Here is an 18,675-nt window from a genome sequence, read left to right as displayed (position 1 = left end):
TTTTCTTCATGTCGGCGAATTGAGGTTAAGGCTTCTTAATCATGTCTACGCCGTCAAAGGTAAGGCTTTCAATTTCCGTTTCCTTATTCAACATATATCTATCAAAAAACGCCTTGGTATAGGAGGTAATAATGCTGCGCTGCTCCATGGCGTCCCGGGTTCCTCTGGCGGCTCCATTAGTAGCAGTGAACAAGGAATCGGAGAAGTCACTATGAATTACATTATCTATAATGGCAAAGTAGCTATCCTGACTATTGGATTCAAGAAGAAAGGCATTCGTATTATAGGCAAGCACGGTGCCAAGCTGCATGAAGGGTTTCTTAAGGTCGCTATCCAGGGCACCTAACATATTACCGTCAAAATTTACACCGCCGACAAAACGGTCATCGTCCCGGCTAACAATTGCCGCTGTAGTTCCTCCAAAAGAGTGTCCAAATACCCCCATACCGATTTCAAGCTGCAATCTGCCTTTAAATATGGATTCAATGTCTCCTGTATTCATTTGGTACAGTTGATCTGCAACATATCTAATATCCTCACTCTGTAGAACGGCATATTTCGCAAACTTGACTGCTTCAGGCGCTGAGGTCAATTTGCGGGAAACCTCAATTGCCTCTTCTTCCCCGAGCTTCTCTGTCACAAGCTGAGGCGTAATTAGGGTTGCCGCTTCCATACCATATTTCACTAAGTCGTCCATGAATTCCGGTGACATACTCATAGTTCGTCCATCCTTGAGTTTGTACACGCCGCTGTCCGCATGGCCGATGGATACCACTATATAGCCGGAGCTTGCCAGATCTTGAGCGTACAAAGTGCCTTGCTGCGGATAGGCGCCTGCACCATGAACATAGAATAGAACCGGATATTGTTGTGCCCTCTGAGATAAGGCCAGATCGTTGTAAGACCATGTCTTAAAATCCGGTTCAAAAAGCTGCTCCCCCGCTGTAGCCCCCAGTTTAACCAGAAGCTCATCCCTCAGTGACTGAAACTCCGGAAATGCATATTCTGCGGTTGGCTTGCCTTCAGTGCTATCCGATGGATAGAAAAATAACGCCGTCAGTTCCCTGTCTGAATTATTTGATGCTCTGTACTTGAAGTCCATTTGTGTACGACCGACCGTATAACTCCCGACCGGTTTCGGGAATTCCCCTTGTGCGGGAGTGACGCTATTCTCCGGTTTAAGAGATTCCTCTTGTACGGGATTTCCGCTATTTTTGCTGCAGGCGGAAAGCATGGTCATTGATAGAATCATAGCCAGAATCGTTGCCAGTAGTTTTTTCATAATTTCTCCTCTGAATTAGTTATTGAATAGTGTTGTATTCATGTATTCATCATAAACGGAGGAGAACAATAAAAAATCGTACAAAAGGGCAAGCCCCAAGTGTACGATCGGGCAAATCTATACAAGGACCGGTCATAAGTGCAGGATTCCGCGCTCCACTGCGACGGCAACGGCCTGGGGTCTCGAATCTACACCTAATTTATTGTAGATACTAGTTAAATGAGATTTTACTGTACGTTCGGATATTCCCATATCGAAGCCGATCTCTTTACTTCGGGATCCTCGGGCAACTGCTTGAAGCACGATCAGCTCTTTGTCTGTAAGAGAGAGCTTCGCCGGGGATGCCTCTTTCGCCTTTTCAGCCAGCCTGTTAGCGAATACTTTCCCGGTGATCTCCGGAAGCAGCAACGTTTCCCCCCGCACCGCTGCATCAATCGAGCGAAAGATCATCTCCCTTCCCGTATCCTTAAGCAAATACCCTTTGGCACCTAACTCCAGTCCGCGGATCATCATTTCATCCTCGTTATAGGTAGTCAGAATAATAACCGGGATATCGAATCCTTTAGCCCGGAGCGCTTCCATGGTGTCCAAGCCGCTCATTTCAGGCATATTTAAGTCCAGCAGGATAACGTCCGGTTTGTTAGCGTCCACCAGCCGGAGCGCTTCCATACCGTTGGAGGCTTCTACGGCTACCGCGTACCTTGGATTGGTTTCCAGGATCAGCTTCAGCCCCTCTCGAACGACCAGATGGTCATCCACGATTAGAATACGAATTGTCATAAGTCAGTGTCCTCCTGATGTAATGGAATGCGAACAGAAACTTTGGTTCCTTGCCTTCCGCTTTCAATTTCGATATCCCCGCCAATAATTCTGGCTCGTTCATATAGGCCAAGTAAACCATAGCTGCCGGACTGCTTCTCAATCAGCTTGGTATCGAATCCTCTTCCGTCATCCGTAATTTTTAGCTCGATAACGTTTTCGCGTGCCGCCACCACGATGGCTACATTCGAAGCATTAGCATATTTAGCTGTATTGGCCAGGCATTCCCGGATCATATGTAAGCTATGTTCAAAGATCAGCTTAGGTACCACCGGATGGGGAATCGACAACTGAGTGGATATACGGATCCCTGTCATATGTGAGAAATGTTCAGCTTCATCCTCTACCGCTTTTGAAAGATCTATGACCTCTGCAGAATACGAACGCAAGTCGTCAATTGCGCTTCTCGCCTCTGCAAGCGTACGCTTTGCCTGGGTCTGTGACAGCTGGACAATCTCTTGGGCACGATGGATATTATCGTTCTCTAGATGTGCATCCACGGCATCAAGCTGCATGATGAGACCTGCCAGCCCTTGGGCCAAGGTATCGTGCAAATCACGGGCTATCCTTTGACGTTCGTTGGCAATGGTCAGATCCTCCACCTTCCTGTGCGCCCGTTCCAATTCACGCAAAAATGACTGGGTCCGCAACTTAGCACGAACTTGTTTATAGAACAGAGAAGCATAGCCGATGACGAAGAACATTACGAAGAAGAGAGAGGGCAATGTCGATGGCAAATCACCGGTCGTCCTGGGCCAAACCAGCGAAACAGAAAACAAGGTACAATAGAAAGTACATACCCAAAGCACCTGCTTCCGTTGAGCGTATATACCAATACTTTGTCCGGCCAAAGCCGTCAATAGACTTACAAGGATGACAGAATGAGCATTAGGCATGAATAACGCACACCCCCAGACAATCAACCCTTGCATCACAAAATAAATCCAGGGCCTTTTATCAACAACAGAGCCGGCATACCCGTGCAGCAGCATGTGAATCAGAATGAGACCTGTAAACATAATGAATTCGAACCATGTGGGAAGTATGGGAAGCTGGAAGAACAATGCGGAAAAATAAATCAGAATGACCCAGATTAAAGCAGGCAGGCGGGAATCACGCAGAACATTTTGGATATCAGATCGGGAGATTTCATCCGGTTGGTTGCTCGAATATTCACTCATGCATAATCACCTCTATCAGATACTATTATAACAGTCTCCCTGGACGCAAAAAAACGGCACATAATGTACCGGTTATTGTTATCGGAATTATATCATCAATCTGCATAGTCGTGTCATACTCAGTCTAAAATGTGTCAGAAATATGGTAATTGATCTCAGAATAACTAACTTGTTCTATGCACACGTGTTCCGAATATCTTAGATATCGGGTGTTGGGCAGAGGTGCACATCTGTTCAAGAAACCCGCAAGGTTCCGGTGACCGGACCTATACTTTAATATTGAAGGGCGGAATATTATTGAAAAAGGTTTTGGGAATGCTCCTGTCGGTTGTTATGCTGTCTTCGTTCTATGTTGCCACTCCTGCCAAGGTATCTGCTGCAACACCTATTGTTGTCAGTACGACGATTGTAGTTGCTGAAGGGGAGACCTTTAACGGCAACGGCCAAACTTATATCGCCAATGCCAGTACACTAGGAGACGGCAGCCAGGCTGAGAACCAGAAACCGATCTTCCGGCTGGAGAAGAATGCTACACTTAAAAATGTAATTATAGGCGCTCCCGGCGCAGACGGTGTGCACTGTTATGGAAACGCTACAATCTCCAATGTCACCTGGCAGGATGTCGGCGAGGATGCATTGACGCTGAAGGCTTCCGGTACAGTCAATATTACAGGCGGCGGTGCGTACAAAGCATACGATAAAGTGTTCCAGGCAAACGCTGCGGGCACAATTAACATTAAGAACTTCAGAGCTGACGACATCGGTAAGCTGGCCCGCCAGAACGGCGGCACCTCCTACGCCGTGAACTTCACACTGGACAGCTCTGACATCTCGAATGTCAAAGACTCCATCTTCCGCACCGACAGCAGCAGCAGCGCGGCCAAAATCACCAACACCCGCTATCACAGTGTACCGACTCTGTTCAAAGGCTTTGCCTCAGGTAAAACCAGCCAGTCGGGCAATACGCAATATTGAAGCAAGGGTAAGGCTGACGCCAGACTGATCCAGGGCTAGGCCCAGTTAATCCCAGGCTCCTCCGGTTGTCAGATCCAGTAACCGCCTCCATTTCAGCTATCCCGGGATAGAGGCGGTTTCAGTCCTGAACGTATTGACTTCTACTATCTCAATCGGGTTATCGAGTCCAAGTTATGCTTCGGCGGACTTAAGTGCCTATGCTTTTTTTACCGTGAAGTACACCTGATAGGGTTCATAACCGATGTCGCGGATTCTTCGCAGCTGAATACCCGGGTCCTGATTGGCTGTCTTGAAGAAATAGCGCCAGCTGCCCCACTCCCGTTCATTCTCCATGGTTAATTCAGAGGCCGCGTCCTCGTTAGATGTGAAGAGAATCCGTTCCTGCTCACAAATCCCGGCCAGCACTTCAGGACCAAACCGGAACGCTCCGGTCTGTTCGTCGTCCGGCAGAGGAATGAACCGGATGCCGACAGGTAGGATGATGCTGATCCGGTCTCCGTCCTTCCAATTCCGCTGCAGGGTATAGAATGCATTGTGATCCGCAGTTCTGCCGTGAAGCTGGTCATTCACATAGATGACGGCTTCCGACACGATCCAGTCCGGAATCCGCAAATGGATGGCAAACTCATTAGCAGAGTCAGTATGGACGACGTAATCATACTTTTTATAGTTAGGCAGATTCTCGTGAAGCGCTGTAATCTCATTCAATTCCTGCTGTCCTGCCGTATTCGAAGAGTTCAGCATGCTTCCGCTCATATGATCCTGAGATTGATGAATTTGGACGTTCTCTCCGTTGATCTCTGTTGTCAGCTCAGACTGGAAATACTGGCATACAAAGATATCATTATGTTCCTGATAATATATGCCTCTGTTTAATGCTGCGTTTGCTTGTACCATCGTTCCGTGGCAACAGAAGAAGCTATCGGTCTCCGAGCTCCAATCCTTCCGGAGGCCTGCCTTCATCGGCAGGAAATAGGTGAGCAGCCCTGTTGCGGAATTATTGTGCTTATTGCCGGTCAGATGATATTCCTGGTAGTAGGCTTGAGCCATAATACCGTTGTACAAATTATATTCGATGTACTGCGCATATGCCGGATGTGAGGTATGCCGGAAGAGAAACTCTGCCAGCCGAATCATATTATACACCGTACAGTGCTCCTGATTCTTATCACCGAGGCGTGCCTTGATCTTCATCTTCGGCATCCACACCTCACCGGCTGTATTTCCGCCAGTTGCCAGAGTCCCTCTCTCGGTGACAGCGCATTTCCAGTAGGCAGTGACGATGTCCATCCATCTTTGATCGCCGGTTACCTCGTAAGCTCTGGCACAACCGAGTACTTCAGGAATGGTGGTATTGGCATGCATGTTGGTCAGCGGGTCTTTGTTCTCCAGTAACGGGCGGAACAGTCTGCTGCGGTAATAACGTTCCAGCAAGGCCGTGTATTTATCATTCCCTGTAATATGAAGCAGGTCCGCCCAAGCTTCCAGCATTCCGCCTGTCTCCATGTCCAGAATGTCATCGAATTGCTCTCTGGTGAAGGTACTGCTCCACGTTACGAACCAGTCTGCGAATCTATCGGCTACCTCAAGCGCCTTCTGACTGCCGGTGAATTGGTACATATCCACAAGTCCCATAAATAACTTATGAATATTATACTGCGGAGCCCATATTGATTTGCCTTGTGCGATCCAGTGTAAGTATTTCTCCGGAATGGGTGCAGCCCACTGTCCGCCGTTATCCTTCTGGCATTCGGCAAGCTCGTCCACAATGAGATCCGCTTTGACTTTGAGCTCCAAATCACCAGTTTCATGAACCCTTATAGCTGCGGCAGACAGCCAGTGTCCAAGAAAATGTCCCCGGATCTGGCAGACTGGTGTCTCCCATCCCCCATGTGCATCCTCCGGGATATCCCGGCCATGATATCTTCCCGCCTCCACTTTATAGTTAAACAAGAGATTATCATTCGTCAGCTTCATTAAATACCGCCGGTTTGCTTCTTCCCTTCGTTTCAGATCCCCATCATGAAGAACGACATGCCTGCCCTTCAGTTCTATCATCGCCTGCAGCCCCTTAATCTAGTTGGATTTTACAATGAAAGTATATAGCAGCGCTTCCAACAATCCAATGATTAATCCTAATATATAATTGATCCATACTGATTAATCAGGCAAGCCGGTCAGGATATGCAAAAACACCTCCGGAAGCATCGGCCATCGTGCAGCAGACTTCTCCGGAAGGTGTTCTTTGTTCCGTCCTATAAAATATAGTAGCGCTCTAAAATGTACCTCCAGTGTTAAGCGTCTGTTTCAGTCCCCTGAATCAACACTTCTACCAGCGCCTTAAGCGAATAATCAGAGGTGGAGCACAGCAGAATGCTTCCGGCATTCTGCGGCAGGTAAGCATCGTCGTAGGGATTGCGAAGTACAAGGTTCAACAGGGGCGCTACGGCTGCGAGCTGCTCGGCAAGCTGCAGCTGCCCGCTGAACAGATGGGCGTTCAGCGTCCCCTGAATCACCACGTGACCGGCAGCCTGACTACACAAGGCCGCGATTTCAGCGGCTTCGGGCTTCATGCTGCAGTACTGCACCTGTACGGACAAGCCCCCGGCCTCCAGCAGGGAGGCCAGTCCGATGTCGGTACCGCCCGTATTGTCGGCAATCGTCAGCTGCTCCTGCTGCGGCAAGATCAGCATATATTGCCGTGAGGCAGACAGCGGCAGCAGTTGAAGCGGGTCACGCCTTACCTTGACCGTTCTGCGTGCGAGCTGCAGCGCCGCCTCATTCCAGCCCGCTCGTGGAATGGGCTGGGCTCCGGCTTGGTATTGCTGGAATTTCGTATAGAGCCGGCGGATACGGATGACCGATTCGTCGATCCTGGATTCGTCGATGATGCCATCCAGGACGGCCTTGTGGATTCCGGCGATGACCCGCTGCTGAAATTCCGGGGTATGGCACATCAGAATCATGTCGTTACCGGCCAGCACGGCCAGCACACCCACCTCATCCGGACTGAAATGCTTACGGATCGCTCCCATCTCTATATCATCGGTGCAGATGATCCCTTCAAAACCAAGTCTGCCGCGCAGCAGTTCTCCGGCAAAGAAGGGGCTCAGGGAGGCGGGCAGGCCTGCCGACTCCGGGATGCCGGGGAACACCAGATGTCCCATCATGATGGAATCGGCCCCGGCTTCTATGGCTGCAATGAAGGGAAGCAGCGGTCCGTTCATTAATTCTTCAATCGTCAGTCCGCACTCAGGAAGGACGACATGGGAATCGCCGCTAACCTGTCCGTGACCGGGGAAATGCTTGGCTGTCACAGCCACGCCTGCCTCGTGCATCCCCTGAATATACGCTTTGCCGAAGGCAGCCACCACTTCAGGATCTTCGCCGAAGGAGCGCACCCCCACGACCGGATTGTCAATGTTCGTATTCACATCCAGCACAGGGGCCCAGTTCATCGGAATGCCCAGGGAATGAAGCTGGCTGCCGATGATTTTCCCCTGGAGATAAGCAGTTTCGGCATCTTCGCTTAGCCCTGTTGCCCGGTTGCCGGGGATGTAGGGATAGAAGGTTCTGAACTTGGAGAGCGTGCCGCCTTCTTCATCTATCGAGACATAGTAAGGCTGGGGGCTGCCATAATCAGCGGCAATGGACCGGACTTCCGCCATCAGCTTCAGCGTCTGCTCCTCACTCTGTACATTATGGGGGAAAAGTCCGATCCCCCCGAACCGGTTCCGGGACATCCGCCCGCGGAATTCCGGCTCTGCTGTCGTGGATGGGGTTCCCACCACACACATCAGGGATATTTTGTCTTCCAGGCTCATAGCGGCCGGATCTTGCGGCGAATTCACTTCATTCAGCTGCATAACTGCTCCATCCTCCTGTCGTTCTGATTGCTAACCTTCCGTGTGGACAAGCCCCAGCTCCTGATAGAGCGTCCGCTCCAGGTAATCATGCAGATGGAACCGGGATTTCACGAAATGCTCGGCCATATCCTGTGGCTGATACTGCAGAAGAGACGCCAGCATCCGGGGCCGGACAGCTTCGCGTCCGCTATGGTTGCGCGTGTAGTTGTTCAGCAGGGAGCGCCATTCCGCGCTGTCGCCCGGATACAGTTCCCAGCGGTAGGCATATTTGTGGATTGCCCTGGAGCGGTCTGTCGCTACCTCGAACTCATGCATAATTGCGATCAGCTCGGCGTAATCCTTGTTCTTCGTGACATCATCCAGCAGCTTCCAGATAACATCATAGTAATCCTCCAGCTGATAATTTCCGAGCCGCGCATGCCCCGTCTCTGGAGTGATCCCATGGAACAGCTCCAGGAAACGGTCAATGAAGGCAGAGGAATCGGCTTTGCGGTTCCAGGCCAGATCGGCATGCAGCAGCATCGGATACCAGGTAGTCTCGAATACGCCGTAAGGAACGCCAAGACTGAACGGTCCGGTCCAATTCGTGGCTACCATGCAGCCGATATCCAGCTGCTCTGCGGTCTCCGCCCACTGCAGCAGGTTGTCCGTCCGGTTCCCGAGCACCGGATAGTTCTGATGCTCCGCCCAGTCGAAGCTGCGGACCGCCGGTGCACCCATCACCTCGATGCCAAGCGCCCTGAATTTATTCGTTAAGGATGTGACCTCTGCTTCAATGTTGCGCCCGTTATAGATCCAGATCATCGCCGCACTCCTCGGATCAAGCTTCGCCAGCTCCTCCGGCGGACATTTGTCCAGCATGTCATGCCAGAAGATCGGCTGTCTGCCCCGGCTGGCCGTGAATTCAATCAAGCGGTTCAGGAAGGAGATGAAGGCCCGCTCCCGCACTCCTCCGAACTGATTCTTGCACACATCACATTCACACAGGCTGTACACCTCGTCACAGCCCAGATGGATATAGCGTGACTCCGGATGAGCCTCCATCATTTCTTCGAGCAGACCGGTGATCAGTTCATAAGTCTCCGGGCGTGAAGGGCAGATCTCCCCGGTAGACTCCTCGGTTTCCCGCAGATGCTTCCAGGCTTCATGCCGCAGCACGTACTCCAGATGGCCGAAGCTCTGCTGCAGCGGAATAATCTCGATGTAATGCTCATGGGCCGCAGCCTGGAGAGCCTCCAGCTGCTCCCGGCTAAGCGCGTGCTGCGGATGGGCGAATTCCCTGTGCACCAAGAACGGGAATTTGTCCTCGTATTCAATGAGCACCGCGTTTGTCTTGCAGCGGGAGAATTCGGCCAGATACTCGATCAGCCGCTCCGGCTTCGAGAAGGTCTGGCGCAGATCGAAATTCATCACCCGCAGGGCGGTATCCGGCCAGTCCGTAATGGACACGGCTGGAACATCGCCATAGAGGCTTTGCAATTGCAGCAGTGTCTGCAAGCCGTAGTAGAGTCCGGGCGCATCCAGCGCGCGGATCACAGCCCCACTTGCACCGACCTCCAGCAGGTACCCTTCTGTCCGGCCGTTCAGCACAAACAGGTCCGCCTCTTCAACAGCCGGTGCACTGCCGGTAGCCTGCCTGGTTTCTCCTGGTTCTGCATGTGGCGGAATTCCCTCAATAATCAGTGAATATCCCTGTCCTGATACTGCGCCGGTAAATTCCTGATCCGGAAATGCCCGCCGGCAATGAAGCTCCAGCCGGGGATCGTCCTGTTCCATCGTAAGACGAAGACCTACCGCACCGCCGCTCTGTAACGGCTTCTCTTCTCTAATCCTCACCTGCTTCGGCTCGGGTATCAAGCTAAGCATCGCTCTCTCCTCCTAATCCTTATCGGCCGTTGTAAGCCGGCCGTTCTTCCATACCGCCTGTATGTCCATGGCCCCGCCGTCCAGGCGGAAGCTGATCAGATCCGCAGGGGCACCGGCCGCAAGACCGGCTGCCTGCTCCAGTCCCAAGAGCCGCGCCGGATGAACCGAGGCGCACTCGATGGCCTCTTCCAGCGGTGCCAGCCTGGCCTCCGCCAGGTAGGCCACCTGGTCAGCCAGCATCATGGCCGAGCCTGCCAGCAGCTGCGGATTGCCGGCCAGATGCAGCCGGCCCTCGGCTGTCAGCACAACGTCGCCGCCGATATGCAGCCGGTAGGCGCCCGGCGGCATGCCGCTCAGCGATACGGCATCGCTGACCAGAATGGCCTGGCTGCGCTTCATCCGCAGAATCACCTTCAGCAGCGAATCCGGCAGATGGCAGCCGTCCGCAATCATACAGCCGAAGAGCTCATCGGCTGCCAACTGCTCCCACAGATAGTGGGGATGCCGCGGAAGCGTAAGATGTGTGCCGTTGCCCAGATGAGTGGACATCACCGCTCCTGCGGCGACGGCTTCCCGAATCTGCTCCGGCGAAGCCGCCGTGTGTCCGATGGAGACCCGGACGCCGGAGTCGCTGCACCTGGAGATGAAGGCTGCGGCTCCCGGCCATTCGGGGGACACCGTAATGATCCGGATGAGCCCCTCCGCCGCCTCCTGCCAGCGGCAGAAGGCCTCCCAGTCCGGCGGGCAGATATGCTCCCTTGGATGAGCCCCGCGCGGCCCATCCTCCGGCGACAGGAAAGGTCCCTCCAGATGGATGCCTGCGATCAGCCCGGCTATATCAGACTGTGTCCGCACAGCTTCAGCAATGACAGACGCTGCCTGGGCAAGCTGCTCTGCTCCGTTCGTAATCAGGGTCGGACAGTAAGTGGTTACCCCCTGTGCAAGCAGGCGGCGCGAGAGTCCGGCTACCGTCTCCGGCTGCAGCGGCAGCGTGTTAAGATCCAGGCCCCAGCCGCCGTTCACCTGCAAATCCACCAGCCCAGGCGCCAGCCAGGGCCACTCGGCCGTGAGCAGGCTTTCCTCCCGTGTAAAGACTTCGGCAATGACCCCGTCCGTTATTCTTACCTCAACCGGCAGGCCGGTTCTGTAATGTCTTCCTGCAATGACACCGCTCATGAGCCGTAGGCATCCCGGTCCGTGAACAGCGTAATGCCCGGATGTGTACGAAGTATACTCGCCGGGCACGCAGTGCTGACCGGATCATGGAGAGCCGCCTGCAGAGCCTTATGCTTGGCCTTGCCGGGAACAATGGCGAACAGATGGCGCCCTGCCATCAGGGCAGGCACCGTCAGGGTCAGCGCATGGGTCGGAACCTCATCCAGGCTGGCGAAGCAGCCGTCATTCACCTGCTGCTGACGGCAGGCTTCGTCCAGCAGAACCGCTTTTACAAGATACGGATCTGCAAAGTCCGCCACAGGCGGGTCGTTGAACGCAATATGCCCGTTCTCCCCGATGCCGAGGCAGACGATATCAATAGGCGCTTCATTCAGCAGAGCCGTGTATCTCCGGCACTCCTCTCCGATATCGCCTGTTCTGCCGAGCAGCTCGATCCGTCCGGGCTTCACCCGGCTGAACAGCCGTTCCTGCAAGTAGTTCCCGAAGCGCTGGGGGGCGTCAGCCGGCAGGCCGATGTATTCATCCATATGAAAAGCACAGACCCGGGACCAGTCGATCCCCTGCTCCTGCACCAGTCCCTCGTATAGCTCATTCTGTGACGGGGCCGCTGCAAACACAATGCGGACCGGAGCTGAGGACTGCTCCAGCAAGGCTCTGATTCTCTGCCCGACCTGCCCGGCTGCCGCCGCTCCCATCTGGCTGCGGTGGTTATAGACCAGAACACGCATACGTTCCACGTGATGCTCCGCAGCCGGAATCATGATGTCATTCATAGTTATGCCTCCCTCCTTGCAGGGGCGAAGCACTCGCCCCTGTCTGTTGCGCTCTATTTGCTACGTTCTGTCTGTTACACTCTGTCTGTTGTGTTCCGTCTGTTAAGTTCCGCTGTTCACCAGCAGATATGACTTGTTATCCGAATTCTCTGAACTGGCCAGCAATACAACGATGCCGGAAGTATTGGGATCACTCCACTGGAAGGTCGGCTGCAATCCGGCAGCGGCGGCAGCAGTAACATAAGCTGTGACATCGATGCTGTACCAGCCTGCCCCGTTCACCCGGACCGTCCCGAGACTGGTCCCGCCGCTGACAGGGCGGTTATTCCACGTAAGGCCGCTCTCGGTCCACGGCACTCCGGTGTAGCCCTTCAGAGCAAGCGTAACCGGTGAGGCTGGCGCTGCGGTAACATATACGTTCAGCGTGACAGACTGCACCTGAATTCCAGCCAGATTCAATTCAGCCTGCATTAAGGTGATACGGTCTCCTCCGCCCTGGGCGTTCGGAATGTCAGCCACCTCCAGAACGGGCATCTCGCCGAAATTAGCCGATGGCTGATGTTCATGGACATAAGCATCCATTGTTATTGGGACCACCGGATCTGCCGGAACACTTCTGGCGAGATGTAGAAGATACAGATCCGCCGTTCCATCCTCGTGATACACCAGGATGGACAGATCAGACGGCTGCGAACCGATCGGGACAGCTGCTGCTGTTCCTGAAGGAACGGGCTGGCCGTTAATACGCACCGCATCGGATACCTTAGCTGCAGCCGGAGTGACCAGCAGCTCCGTTACATTGCTATCGACAGTTACGGTATAGACTTTGTCATGAGCGGTAAATGGTTTGTCCCATTGACCTGCCGATAATGTTAAACCGCCAAGCCCGCCATGCGGCAGCAGCGCCGTGGTGTGCGGCAGGTCATGGGCACTGGCATAGTAATACCCGGCTGCCTGAACTCTTCTCGGCTCGAATCCGGCCTGCCTGTCCGGGGCAACCGCTTCTGAAGTAAAAGTGGCGCGTCCGTCGGCTCCCGTGACGGCCGTAGAGTAACGGCCTGCGGAATTCGTGAACCGGCCTTCCACAGCGGCGCCTGCAAGCACTTCTCCTGTAGCATAATCACGCACCTTCATGGAAGCTGTCGTCGCAGTACCGTTGTACGAGAGCAGCATATCTGTCACTATCATCGGCTTAAGCGCCGTGCTGCCGGTGACCGCAGACACCACACTGGATACCGGCCCGATATTGCCCGCCAGATCGCGGGCCGCGATGCGGTAATAGTAGGTGGTCTCCGGAAGCAGGCCCTTGTCCTGGTAATTCAGGCCGCGGGCGAGTCCGGCAATATCCGCAGAGGTCGGCGTGAAGCCGGGGACCGTGCTGCGGTAGACAATATACCGGTCTACCTCAACATTATCAGAGGCCATGCCGTAATTCAGCTTTACGCTCTGATAGTCAGCGGCAACAGCGGACGGTGCGCCCGAAGGTGCGGAAGGCGCCTCATGGTCTTCCGGCGACGTCCAGAATACGCCTCCCGGTCCCCAATACGAAGGCAGCGCCCGGTAGGAATCATAATGATGTACTGCTATTCCGCCGAAGGCACTGCTCTGACCGGAAGCTGCATACACCTTATCCAGCTCAGCTTCCATGTGGCTGCGGCCTTCCTCCTGAAAGGTGATGGTCTCCGGGTCGCCGCTGTTCGCAATATCCAGCGTCTCCACCCCGATGACTACGGAATTCGGCTTGCCTATGGCCTCAGCATAGGCAAGCTCACCGGCAGCTCCGGCAATGATGCCTGCTGTTCCTTCTGCGGAATCCCGGTAATCCATGATCGAGATATAATCGGAGATATCCTGGATATGCTCGGACAGCCATTTCGTCGTGCCGTTCCACTGGATACTAGCTCCCTGCTCGGAGGAATCGTACCATTTCGGCACAGCCGGGCCGAAGGGCAGCCGGATGCCTGCCGTATCGCGGCGGTCAATCATCTTCTGCAGACCATCCAGGTACTCCTTCTGCAGGAATTTGCTTGGATCTTTGAAATCCGGGGAAATATACGGCTCGATGTCCACATTAATTCCGTCGAACTTCTCATCCCCGGCAACAGTGAGGTTGTAGTTAATAATCTGCTCGATCTCCCGCACCGCATGACTATGGTAGCGCTCATAAGCGCCCATATAAGCCGGAGAGGTTCCGCCCGCCACAAGGGCATGGACACTTAAGTCCTGCTCATGCGCCCAGCGCATGAAGGAGCGCAGCTCGTCCTCCTGCTCCTCCAGCGCCCGGTATCCGGCATAATTGCCTACAGCCAGATACAGCGTCGTGACCGGCTCTGACCCGAAGGTCTCGGTATCCGTTACGAAGGCTTCCAGCACCTCCCGCGAGCCCGGATTCAGCAGCAGCTTGTAGCTCTCCGGCTCCCAGATCCACATCGCCCGGTCCTGATCCGGCAGGGGAAGCGCCGGCTCATGGGTACCGGCACCGACCTGTGCATAGACGGTCGGGCTGTAGCCGTAACGTCCGGGCGCATTCGTTGCCCGGGCCTCAAGGCTGACTGTCCGGTCGCCGGTTCCCGCCGTATTCCAGAGATAGGCATATTCCGTGCCGTTATAGGCTGCCTGCTGCCAAGGTCCACGGTTCACCCGGACCTGCACGCCCGAGACCGGCGCGGCAGACTCCGCCTGGACGGTGATCTCCACCTGTCCGCCTAAGGGAACTCCTTCATCCGGCCCGGTAATCGTCACTACAGGAGCAATGCCTGCGGGATTGTTCACCTCAAGGCTTACGGATGGGCTCCATACCCCATAGCGGGTAGAGGTATCCAGCCCCCTGGCCACCAGCTCCACACTGCCGTTATAACGGGAGGTGTCCAGCGTGTAAGACCAGCTTCCGCTGTCATCCCCGTCCGGGTCATCCAGCAGCGCTTCGAATTGAGCTGTCCCGTTCACATATAAACGGACATCATACAGTCCGGTATAGGTTCCGCTGATCTCCACCAGCCCGCCGGAGGATACGTATCCCCCGGGAGGCTCGTCCAGCGTAATCGAGCCTGCGGCCCGGGCAATGCCCGGAACCGCCGTTCCTAAGATTACAACCAGCAACATCACAGACAGCATCCATCCAAGCCGTTGTCCAGAGCCTTGCAGCCTTTGCGTCATAAGCGGCGCCTCCTTTTGGTGGTCACGAGAGTATGGGATAACCTTTCACAGGGTTCAGAGGTTCTGTCCGTTACTTACTGCCTAATTGAATATTCTGAACGCGGTCGTAAGCTTCCTTATACGTCGCCAGCAGCTTGTCTACTCCGAGATTGTTAATCTCCTCTACATATTTATCCCAGTCCGCCAGCTTGCGGGAACCGGTAACGAACTTGGCAAAGCTCTCGTCACGGTGCTTCTTGATCGCCTGTCCGGTGATTGAGATGACTTCATTCTCCTTCTCCGTGAAGGCCGGACGCGGCTGCATATTGGCCGGATCATATTTGACAGCCTCTTCATAGGCGTGCTTCAGGTCGTCCGAGAACAGGGACAGATGGGCATTGAAGTCAATCCAGGTATACGTTCCGCTGGTCTGCAGCCCTGTCTGCTTCCGCATCTCAATGACATCGGTGAATTCCGGCTTGAATTTGATCGTGCTGCCTTCCTTCACATAAGTCTCGCCTTCCACTCCCCAGCTGCTGAGCGTACGTCCTTCTTCCGAATAGAAAAAGTCCATGTAAGTCATAATGTCATCGATATTCTTCGAGGTGGAAGCTACAGTCAGACCGCCCTCCATATAATGGAAGTACGGATTCAGCTGTTTACCGCCGGCAAGTCCTGCAGGAGGAGCCATGAACTGCATGCTGAATTCAGGATTCTCCTTGCGCATCGCATTATTGAAGAAGTCCACCCGGCTGATGTAATCAACGGTCACGAACGACTTGCCGGTGGAGACCATGTCCTGCCACTGCTTGGTCTGCAGAGAGAGGAAATCCGGCGGAATCAGCCCTTCATCATAGAACTGCTTCCACATGCCGACCATTTCCTTGTAGCTGTCCTCCGTCGGACCATAGCGCCATTCCTTACTGTCAAAATCATAGTAAGCCCCTTCGCCTGTCCCATAGTTGACCGTCATATTCGTGTTCATCTCATCCGGGATCTGGCCGTAACGGACAGACAACGGATAGCTGTCCGGGTATTTCGCCTTGAGCGTCTTGAGGGCTGTATGCAGCTCTTCATACGTTGCCGGAGCCTGAATGCCTTCCTTCTCAAAAATATCCTGGCGGTACATCCAGATCATGCGGTTCGTTTCACCGAAGCCCTGATTCGGGAACATATACATTTTGCCGTCGGCAGAGAGTGCAGCCTTAGCCTCATCCGGATATTGCTTCATCCATGCGGTCAAATTCGGCAGCTTGTCCATATGCTCCATCAGATCCACGAGTGCACCCTGCTGCCCGAACTTGTTCGATTCCTTGCGGTTGGGCATATACATCAGATCCGGCAGCGCATTGGAGGCTACCGCCAGATTCAGCGCTTCGGCAAGCTTCCCGGAAGGCGTCTGCACCTCCAGCGTTACGCCGGTCTTGTCCTTAATCCAGCCCCAGACGGGCCAGTCCTTGGAATACGGAAAGGTGGCATTGTTGTCTAGGAGTGCGGTGAAGGTGTGCTCCTGCTTCGCTTCAGCAGTGGCAGCGGCGGCATCTCCGCCCGGTGCTTCAGCCCCGGGTGAGGAGGTATTGTTGTTGCCTCCGCTACATCCGGTCACCAGCATGGCCGCAGCCACGAGGGGCAGCATTACAGACTTCCATTTGTTCATTCATCATCTCTCCCTTAATAGTAGTTATGGTGTAAGCCTGATCAGCCTTTCACTGCACCGATCATGGCGCCCTTCACAAAATACTTCTGAACAAACGGATACACAGTGAGAATCGGAAGGGTCGATACCATAATCGTTGCATATTTGAGTGATTCTTCAACGACCTGATTATCTCCCCCGATTCCGGTCACATCCCCGGAGCTTGCGCTCCCCGCCAGCACCAGATTGCGGAGCAGAACCTGCAGCGGGAACAGATCGGGTGTGCGCAGATACAGCAGCGGGTAGATGAAGTTATTCCACATGCCCACTGCGTAAAACAAGGCAATGGTGGCGAAGGAAGCCTTCGACAGCGGAACAATGATGCGCATAAATATGCCGATATCATTCAATCCGTCGATGCGGCCGGATTCCTCCAGCTCCTTGGGAATACCGGAGAAGAAGGTCCGCATCAGAATCAGATTCCAGGTACTGACCGCGCCCGGCAGTACCATGCCCCATACGGTATCCACCATGTCCAGGGACCGGACGACGAGGAAGGTCGGGATCATCCCTCCACTGAAGAACATCGTAATGACGATCAGCATGGTGAAGCTCTTACGCAGCGCCATATCCCGTCGGGAGAGCGCATACGCTCCTGTAGAGGTAACCACCAGCGAGATCAGGGTGCCGAGTACAGTGTATATAATCGTATTTTTATAGGCCGTCCAGATCTTCGGGTCTCCAAGCACAAGCTCGTACATATTCACATTGAAGCCCTTCGGCCAGAACGAAATGTTATTCTTAATGACATTGACATCACTGCTCAGGGATACCGCAAGCATGTGCAGGAACGGATAGAGCGTAATCACCACAACCACCAGCAGAAAGATCGTACTGACTACGTTAAACAAGGAAATCTTCGGTGATCTCATCACCACACCTCTTTTCTACCATAGACTTGTCTCACTGACACGGCGGCTGATGTAATTGGCGCTATAGATGAAGATCAGGCTGATGATGCCCATGAACAGGTCAATGGAGGCACCGTAGCTGAAATTCCCCTGCTCCATCCCGACTCTGTAGACATACGTACTGATGATGTCGGCCGTATCGTAGATCGCCGGGTTCTGCATAAGGAAGACCTTCTCGAAGCCGATCTCCAGCACCTTGCCGATATTCAGAATCAGGGTGATGACGATGGCCGGTGAGATGCCGGGCAGCGTGACATGCCATATTTTGCGCATCCGGCTGGCTCCGTCCATGTCTGCCGCTTCATAGAGCTGCGGGTCAATCGCCGTCAAAGCTGCCAGATAGATGATCGTCTCCCAGCCGATGTGCTGCCAGATCTCCGACAGGACATAGATCCCCCGGAACATCCCCGGCTCATTCATGAAGTTAATCGGTCCAATCCCGAATGTGCCCAGCAGATTATTAATCAGGCCTCCGGTCGGTGACAGGAACATAATGACCATGCTCGCCACAATGACATTGGAGATGAAATGCGGCAGATAGCTGACCGTCTGCACGAATTTTTTGAAAGCGGCCTTGCGCACTTCGTTCAGCAGTATAGCCAGGATGATCGGAGCCGGGAACCCGAACACAAGCTTGTAGAGCCCCAGAAGAAAGGTATTCTTCATCAGCGGCCAGAAGTCAGGGTTCTCAAAAAACATCCGGTAATACTTGAGCCCTACCCAATCGCTTGCCCAGATTCCTTTGAACAGATTGTAATCCTTAAACGTAATGACGAGGCCGAACATCGGCGCATACCGGAAAATAAGATAGTACAGCAGGCACGGCAGGAACAGCAGCCACAGCGCTTTGTTATGGTTCCAGGTCCGCACAAGCCGCCCTTGCCGCCGGTAGGGAGCCTTCACTTCCTTTCGCATGTTGTCCTGTACTGCGCTCGTTTGAGCCATAGGCATTCCCCTCTTGTTCTTAATGATAGCAGCTCACTTGAATGTCAGCT

General features: G+C 53.9%; 13 protein-coding genes. 1 reads left to right on the top strand and 12 read right to left on the bottom strand.

Going from position 1 to position 18,675, the window contains the following annotated elements:
* Positions 1 to 25 precede the first annotated feature (25 nt).
* The 3 genes from PBOR_RS18320 to PBOR_RS18310 form a co-directional block, all read right to left on the bottom strand.
* Positions 26 to 1,282 carry an alpha/beta hydrolase gene (locus PBOR_RS18320; protein WP_052429540.1) on the bottom strand — a complete coding sequence of 419 codons (1,257 nt, stop codon included), beginning with the start codon at positions 1,280 to 1,282 and terminating at the stop codon, positions 26 to 28.
* Between the two features lie 132 nt (positions 1,283 to 1,414).
* The gene (locus tag PBOR_RS18315) at positions 1,415 to 2,062 is read right to left on the bottom strand and encodes a response regulator (RefSeq protein ID WP_042214071.1); all 648 of its coding nucleotides are present in this window, start codon (positions 2,060 to 2,062) and stop codon (positions 1,415 to 1,417) included.
* Positions 2,059 to 3,282: a sensor histidine kinase gene (locus tag PBOR_RS18310; RefSeq protein WP_042214069.1), complete on the bottom strand. Its 1,224-nt coding sequence runs from the start codon at positions 3,280 to 3,282 to the stop codon at positions 2,059 to 2,061. The genes PBOR_RS18315 and PBOR_RS18310 overlap by 4 nt, the downstream gene beginning before the upstream one ends.
* 297 nt (positions 3,283 to 3,579) lie before the next feature.
* Between PBOR_RS18310 and PBOR_RS18305 the strand changes: the two genes are divergently transcribed.
* Positions 3,580 to 4,257: a pectate lyase gene (locus PBOR_RS18305; protein ID WP_245647821.1), complete on the top strand. Its 678-nt coding sequence runs from the start codon at positions 3,580 to 3,582 to the stop codon at positions 4,255 to 4,257.
* 195 nt (positions 4,258 to 4,452) lie between these two features.
* Here the strand turns inward: PBOR_RS18305 and PBOR_RS18300 are convergent, their stop codons facing one another.
* The 9 genes from PBOR_RS18300 to PBOR_RS18260 all read right to left on the bottom strand — a co-directional run bounded on the left by PBOR_RS18300 (position 4,453) and on the right by PBOR_RS18260 (position 18,625).
* Positions 4,453 to 6,315 carry a beta-L-arabinofuranosidase domain-containing protein gene (locus PBOR_RS18300; protein ID WP_042214067.1) on the bottom strand — a complete coding sequence of 621 codons (1,863 nt, stop codon included), beginning with the start codon at positions 6,313 to 6,315 and terminating at the stop codon, positions 4,453 to 4,455.
* Positions 6,316 to 6,551: 236 nt separating this feature from the next.
* Positions 6,552 to 8,123: a glycoside hydrolase family 3 N-terminal domain-containing protein gene (locus PBOR_RS18295; protein WP_042214064.1), complete on the bottom strand. Its 1,572-nt coding sequence runs from the start codon at positions 8,121 to 8,123 to the stop codon at positions 6,552 to 6,554.
* A 30-nt stretch (positions 8,124 to 8,153) separates the two neighbouring features.
* Complete coding sequence (locus PBOR_RS18290; RefSeq protein ID WP_042214062.1) at positions 8,154 to 9,989, bottom strand: family 20 glycosylhydrolase; 1,836 nt, start codon at positions 9,987 to 9,989, stop codon at positions 8,154 to 8,156.
* 12 nt (positions 9,990 to 10,001) lie between these two features.
* Complete coding sequence (locus PBOR_RS18285; protein ID WP_042214060.1) at positions 10,002 to 11,165, bottom strand: N-acetylglucosamine-6-phosphate deacetylase; 1,164 nt, start codon at positions 11,163 to 11,165, stop codon at positions 10,002 to 10,004.
* The gene (locus tag PBOR_RS18280) at positions 11,162 to 11,938 is read right to left on the bottom strand and encodes a glucosamine-6-phosphate deaminase (RefSeq protein ID WP_099052476.1); all 777 of its coding nucleotides are present in this window, start codon (positions 11,936 to 11,938) and stop codon (positions 11,162 to 11,164) included. The genes PBOR_RS18285 and PBOR_RS18280 overlap by 4 nt, the downstream gene beginning before the upstream one ends.
* Positions 11,939 to 12,040: 102 nt before the next feature.
* Positions 12,041 to 15,094: a CBM96 family carbohydrate-binding protein gene (locus PBOR_RS18275; protein ID WP_052429539.1), complete on the bottom strand. Its 3,054-nt coding sequence runs from the start codon at positions 15,092 to 15,094 to the stop codon at positions 12,041 to 12,043.
* A 70-nt stretch (positions 15,095 to 15,164) separates the two neighbouring features.
* Positions 15,165 to 16,730 carry an extracellular solute-binding protein gene (locus PBOR_RS18270; protein WP_042214057.1) on the bottom strand — a complete coding sequence of 522 codons (1,566 nt, stop codon included), beginning with the start codon at positions 16,728 to 16,730 and terminating at the stop codon, positions 15,165 to 15,167.
* Between the two features lie 41 nt (positions 16,731 to 16,771).
* Positions 16,772 to 17,641 carry a carbohydrate ABC transporter permease gene (locus PBOR_RS18265; protein WP_042214056.1) on the bottom strand — a complete coding sequence of 290 codons (870 nt, stop codon included), beginning with the start codon at positions 17,639 to 17,641 and terminating at the stop codon, positions 16,772 to 16,774.
* 15 nt (positions 17,642 to 17,656) lie between these two features.
* Positions 17,657 to 18,625, bottom strand: a complete 969-nt coding sequence (locus PBOR_RS18260; protein ID WP_081972103.1) for an ABC transporter permease — start codon at positions 18,623 to 18,625, stop codon at positions 17,657 to 17,659.
* Positions 18,626 to 18,675 lie beyond the last annotated feature (50 nt).

This window comes from Paenibacillus borealis, from assembly GCF_000758665.1.
GTDB lineage: Bacteria > Bacillota > Bacilli > Paenibacillales > Paenibacillaceae > Paenibacillus_AQ > Paenibacillus_AQ borealis.
This window is presented reverse-complemented; position numbering and strand designations above follow the sequence as displayed.

Coding starts and splice junctions, on each gene's coding strand:
- PBOR_RS18320 (WP_052429540.1), bottom strand. CDS start 1,282: ATGAAAAAACTACTGGCAACGATTCTGGCTATGATTCTATCAATGACC.
- PBOR_RS18315 (WP_042214071.1), bottom strand. CDS start 2,062: ATGACAATTCGTATTCTAATCGTGGATGACCATCTGGTCGTTCGAGAG.
- PBOR_RS18310 (WP_042214069.1), bottom strand. CDS start 3,282: ATGAGTGAATATTCGAGCAACCAACCGGATGAAATCTCCCGATCTGAT.
- PBOR_RS18300 (WP_042214067.1), bottom strand. CDS start 6,315: ATGATAGAACTGAAGGGCAGGCATGTCGTTCTTCATGATGGGGATCTG.
- PBOR_RS18295 (WP_042214064.1), bottom strand. CDS start 8,123: ATGCAGCTGAATGAAGTGAATTCGCCGCAAGATCCGGCCGCTATGAGC.
- PBOR_RS18290 (WP_042214062.1), bottom strand. CDS start 9,989: ATGCTTAGCTTGATACCCGAGCCGAAGCAGGTGAGGATTAGAGAAGAG.
- PBOR_RS18285 (WP_042214060.1), bottom strand. CDS start 11,165: ATGAGCGGTGTCATTGCAGGAAGACATTACAGAACCGGCCTGCCGGTT.
- PBOR_RS18280 (WP_099052476.1), bottom strand. CDS start 11,938: ATGAATGACATCATGATTCCGGCTGCGGAGCATCACGTGGAACGTATG.
- PBOR_RS18275 (WP_052429539.1), bottom strand. CDS start 15,094: ATGACGCAAAGGCTGCAAGGCTCTGGACAACGGCTTGGATGGATGCTG.
- PBOR_RS18270 (WP_042214057.1), bottom strand. CDS start 16,730: ATGAACAAATGGAAGTCTGTAATGCTGCCCCTCGTGGCTGCGGCCATG.
- PBOR_RS18265 (WP_042214056.1), bottom strand. CDS start 17,641: ATGAGATCACCGAAGATTTCCTTGTTTAACGTAGTCAGTACGATCTTT.
- PBOR_RS18260 (WP_081972103.1), bottom strand. CDS start 18,625: ATGGCTCAAACGAGCGCAGTACAGGACAACATGCGAAAGGAAGTGAAG.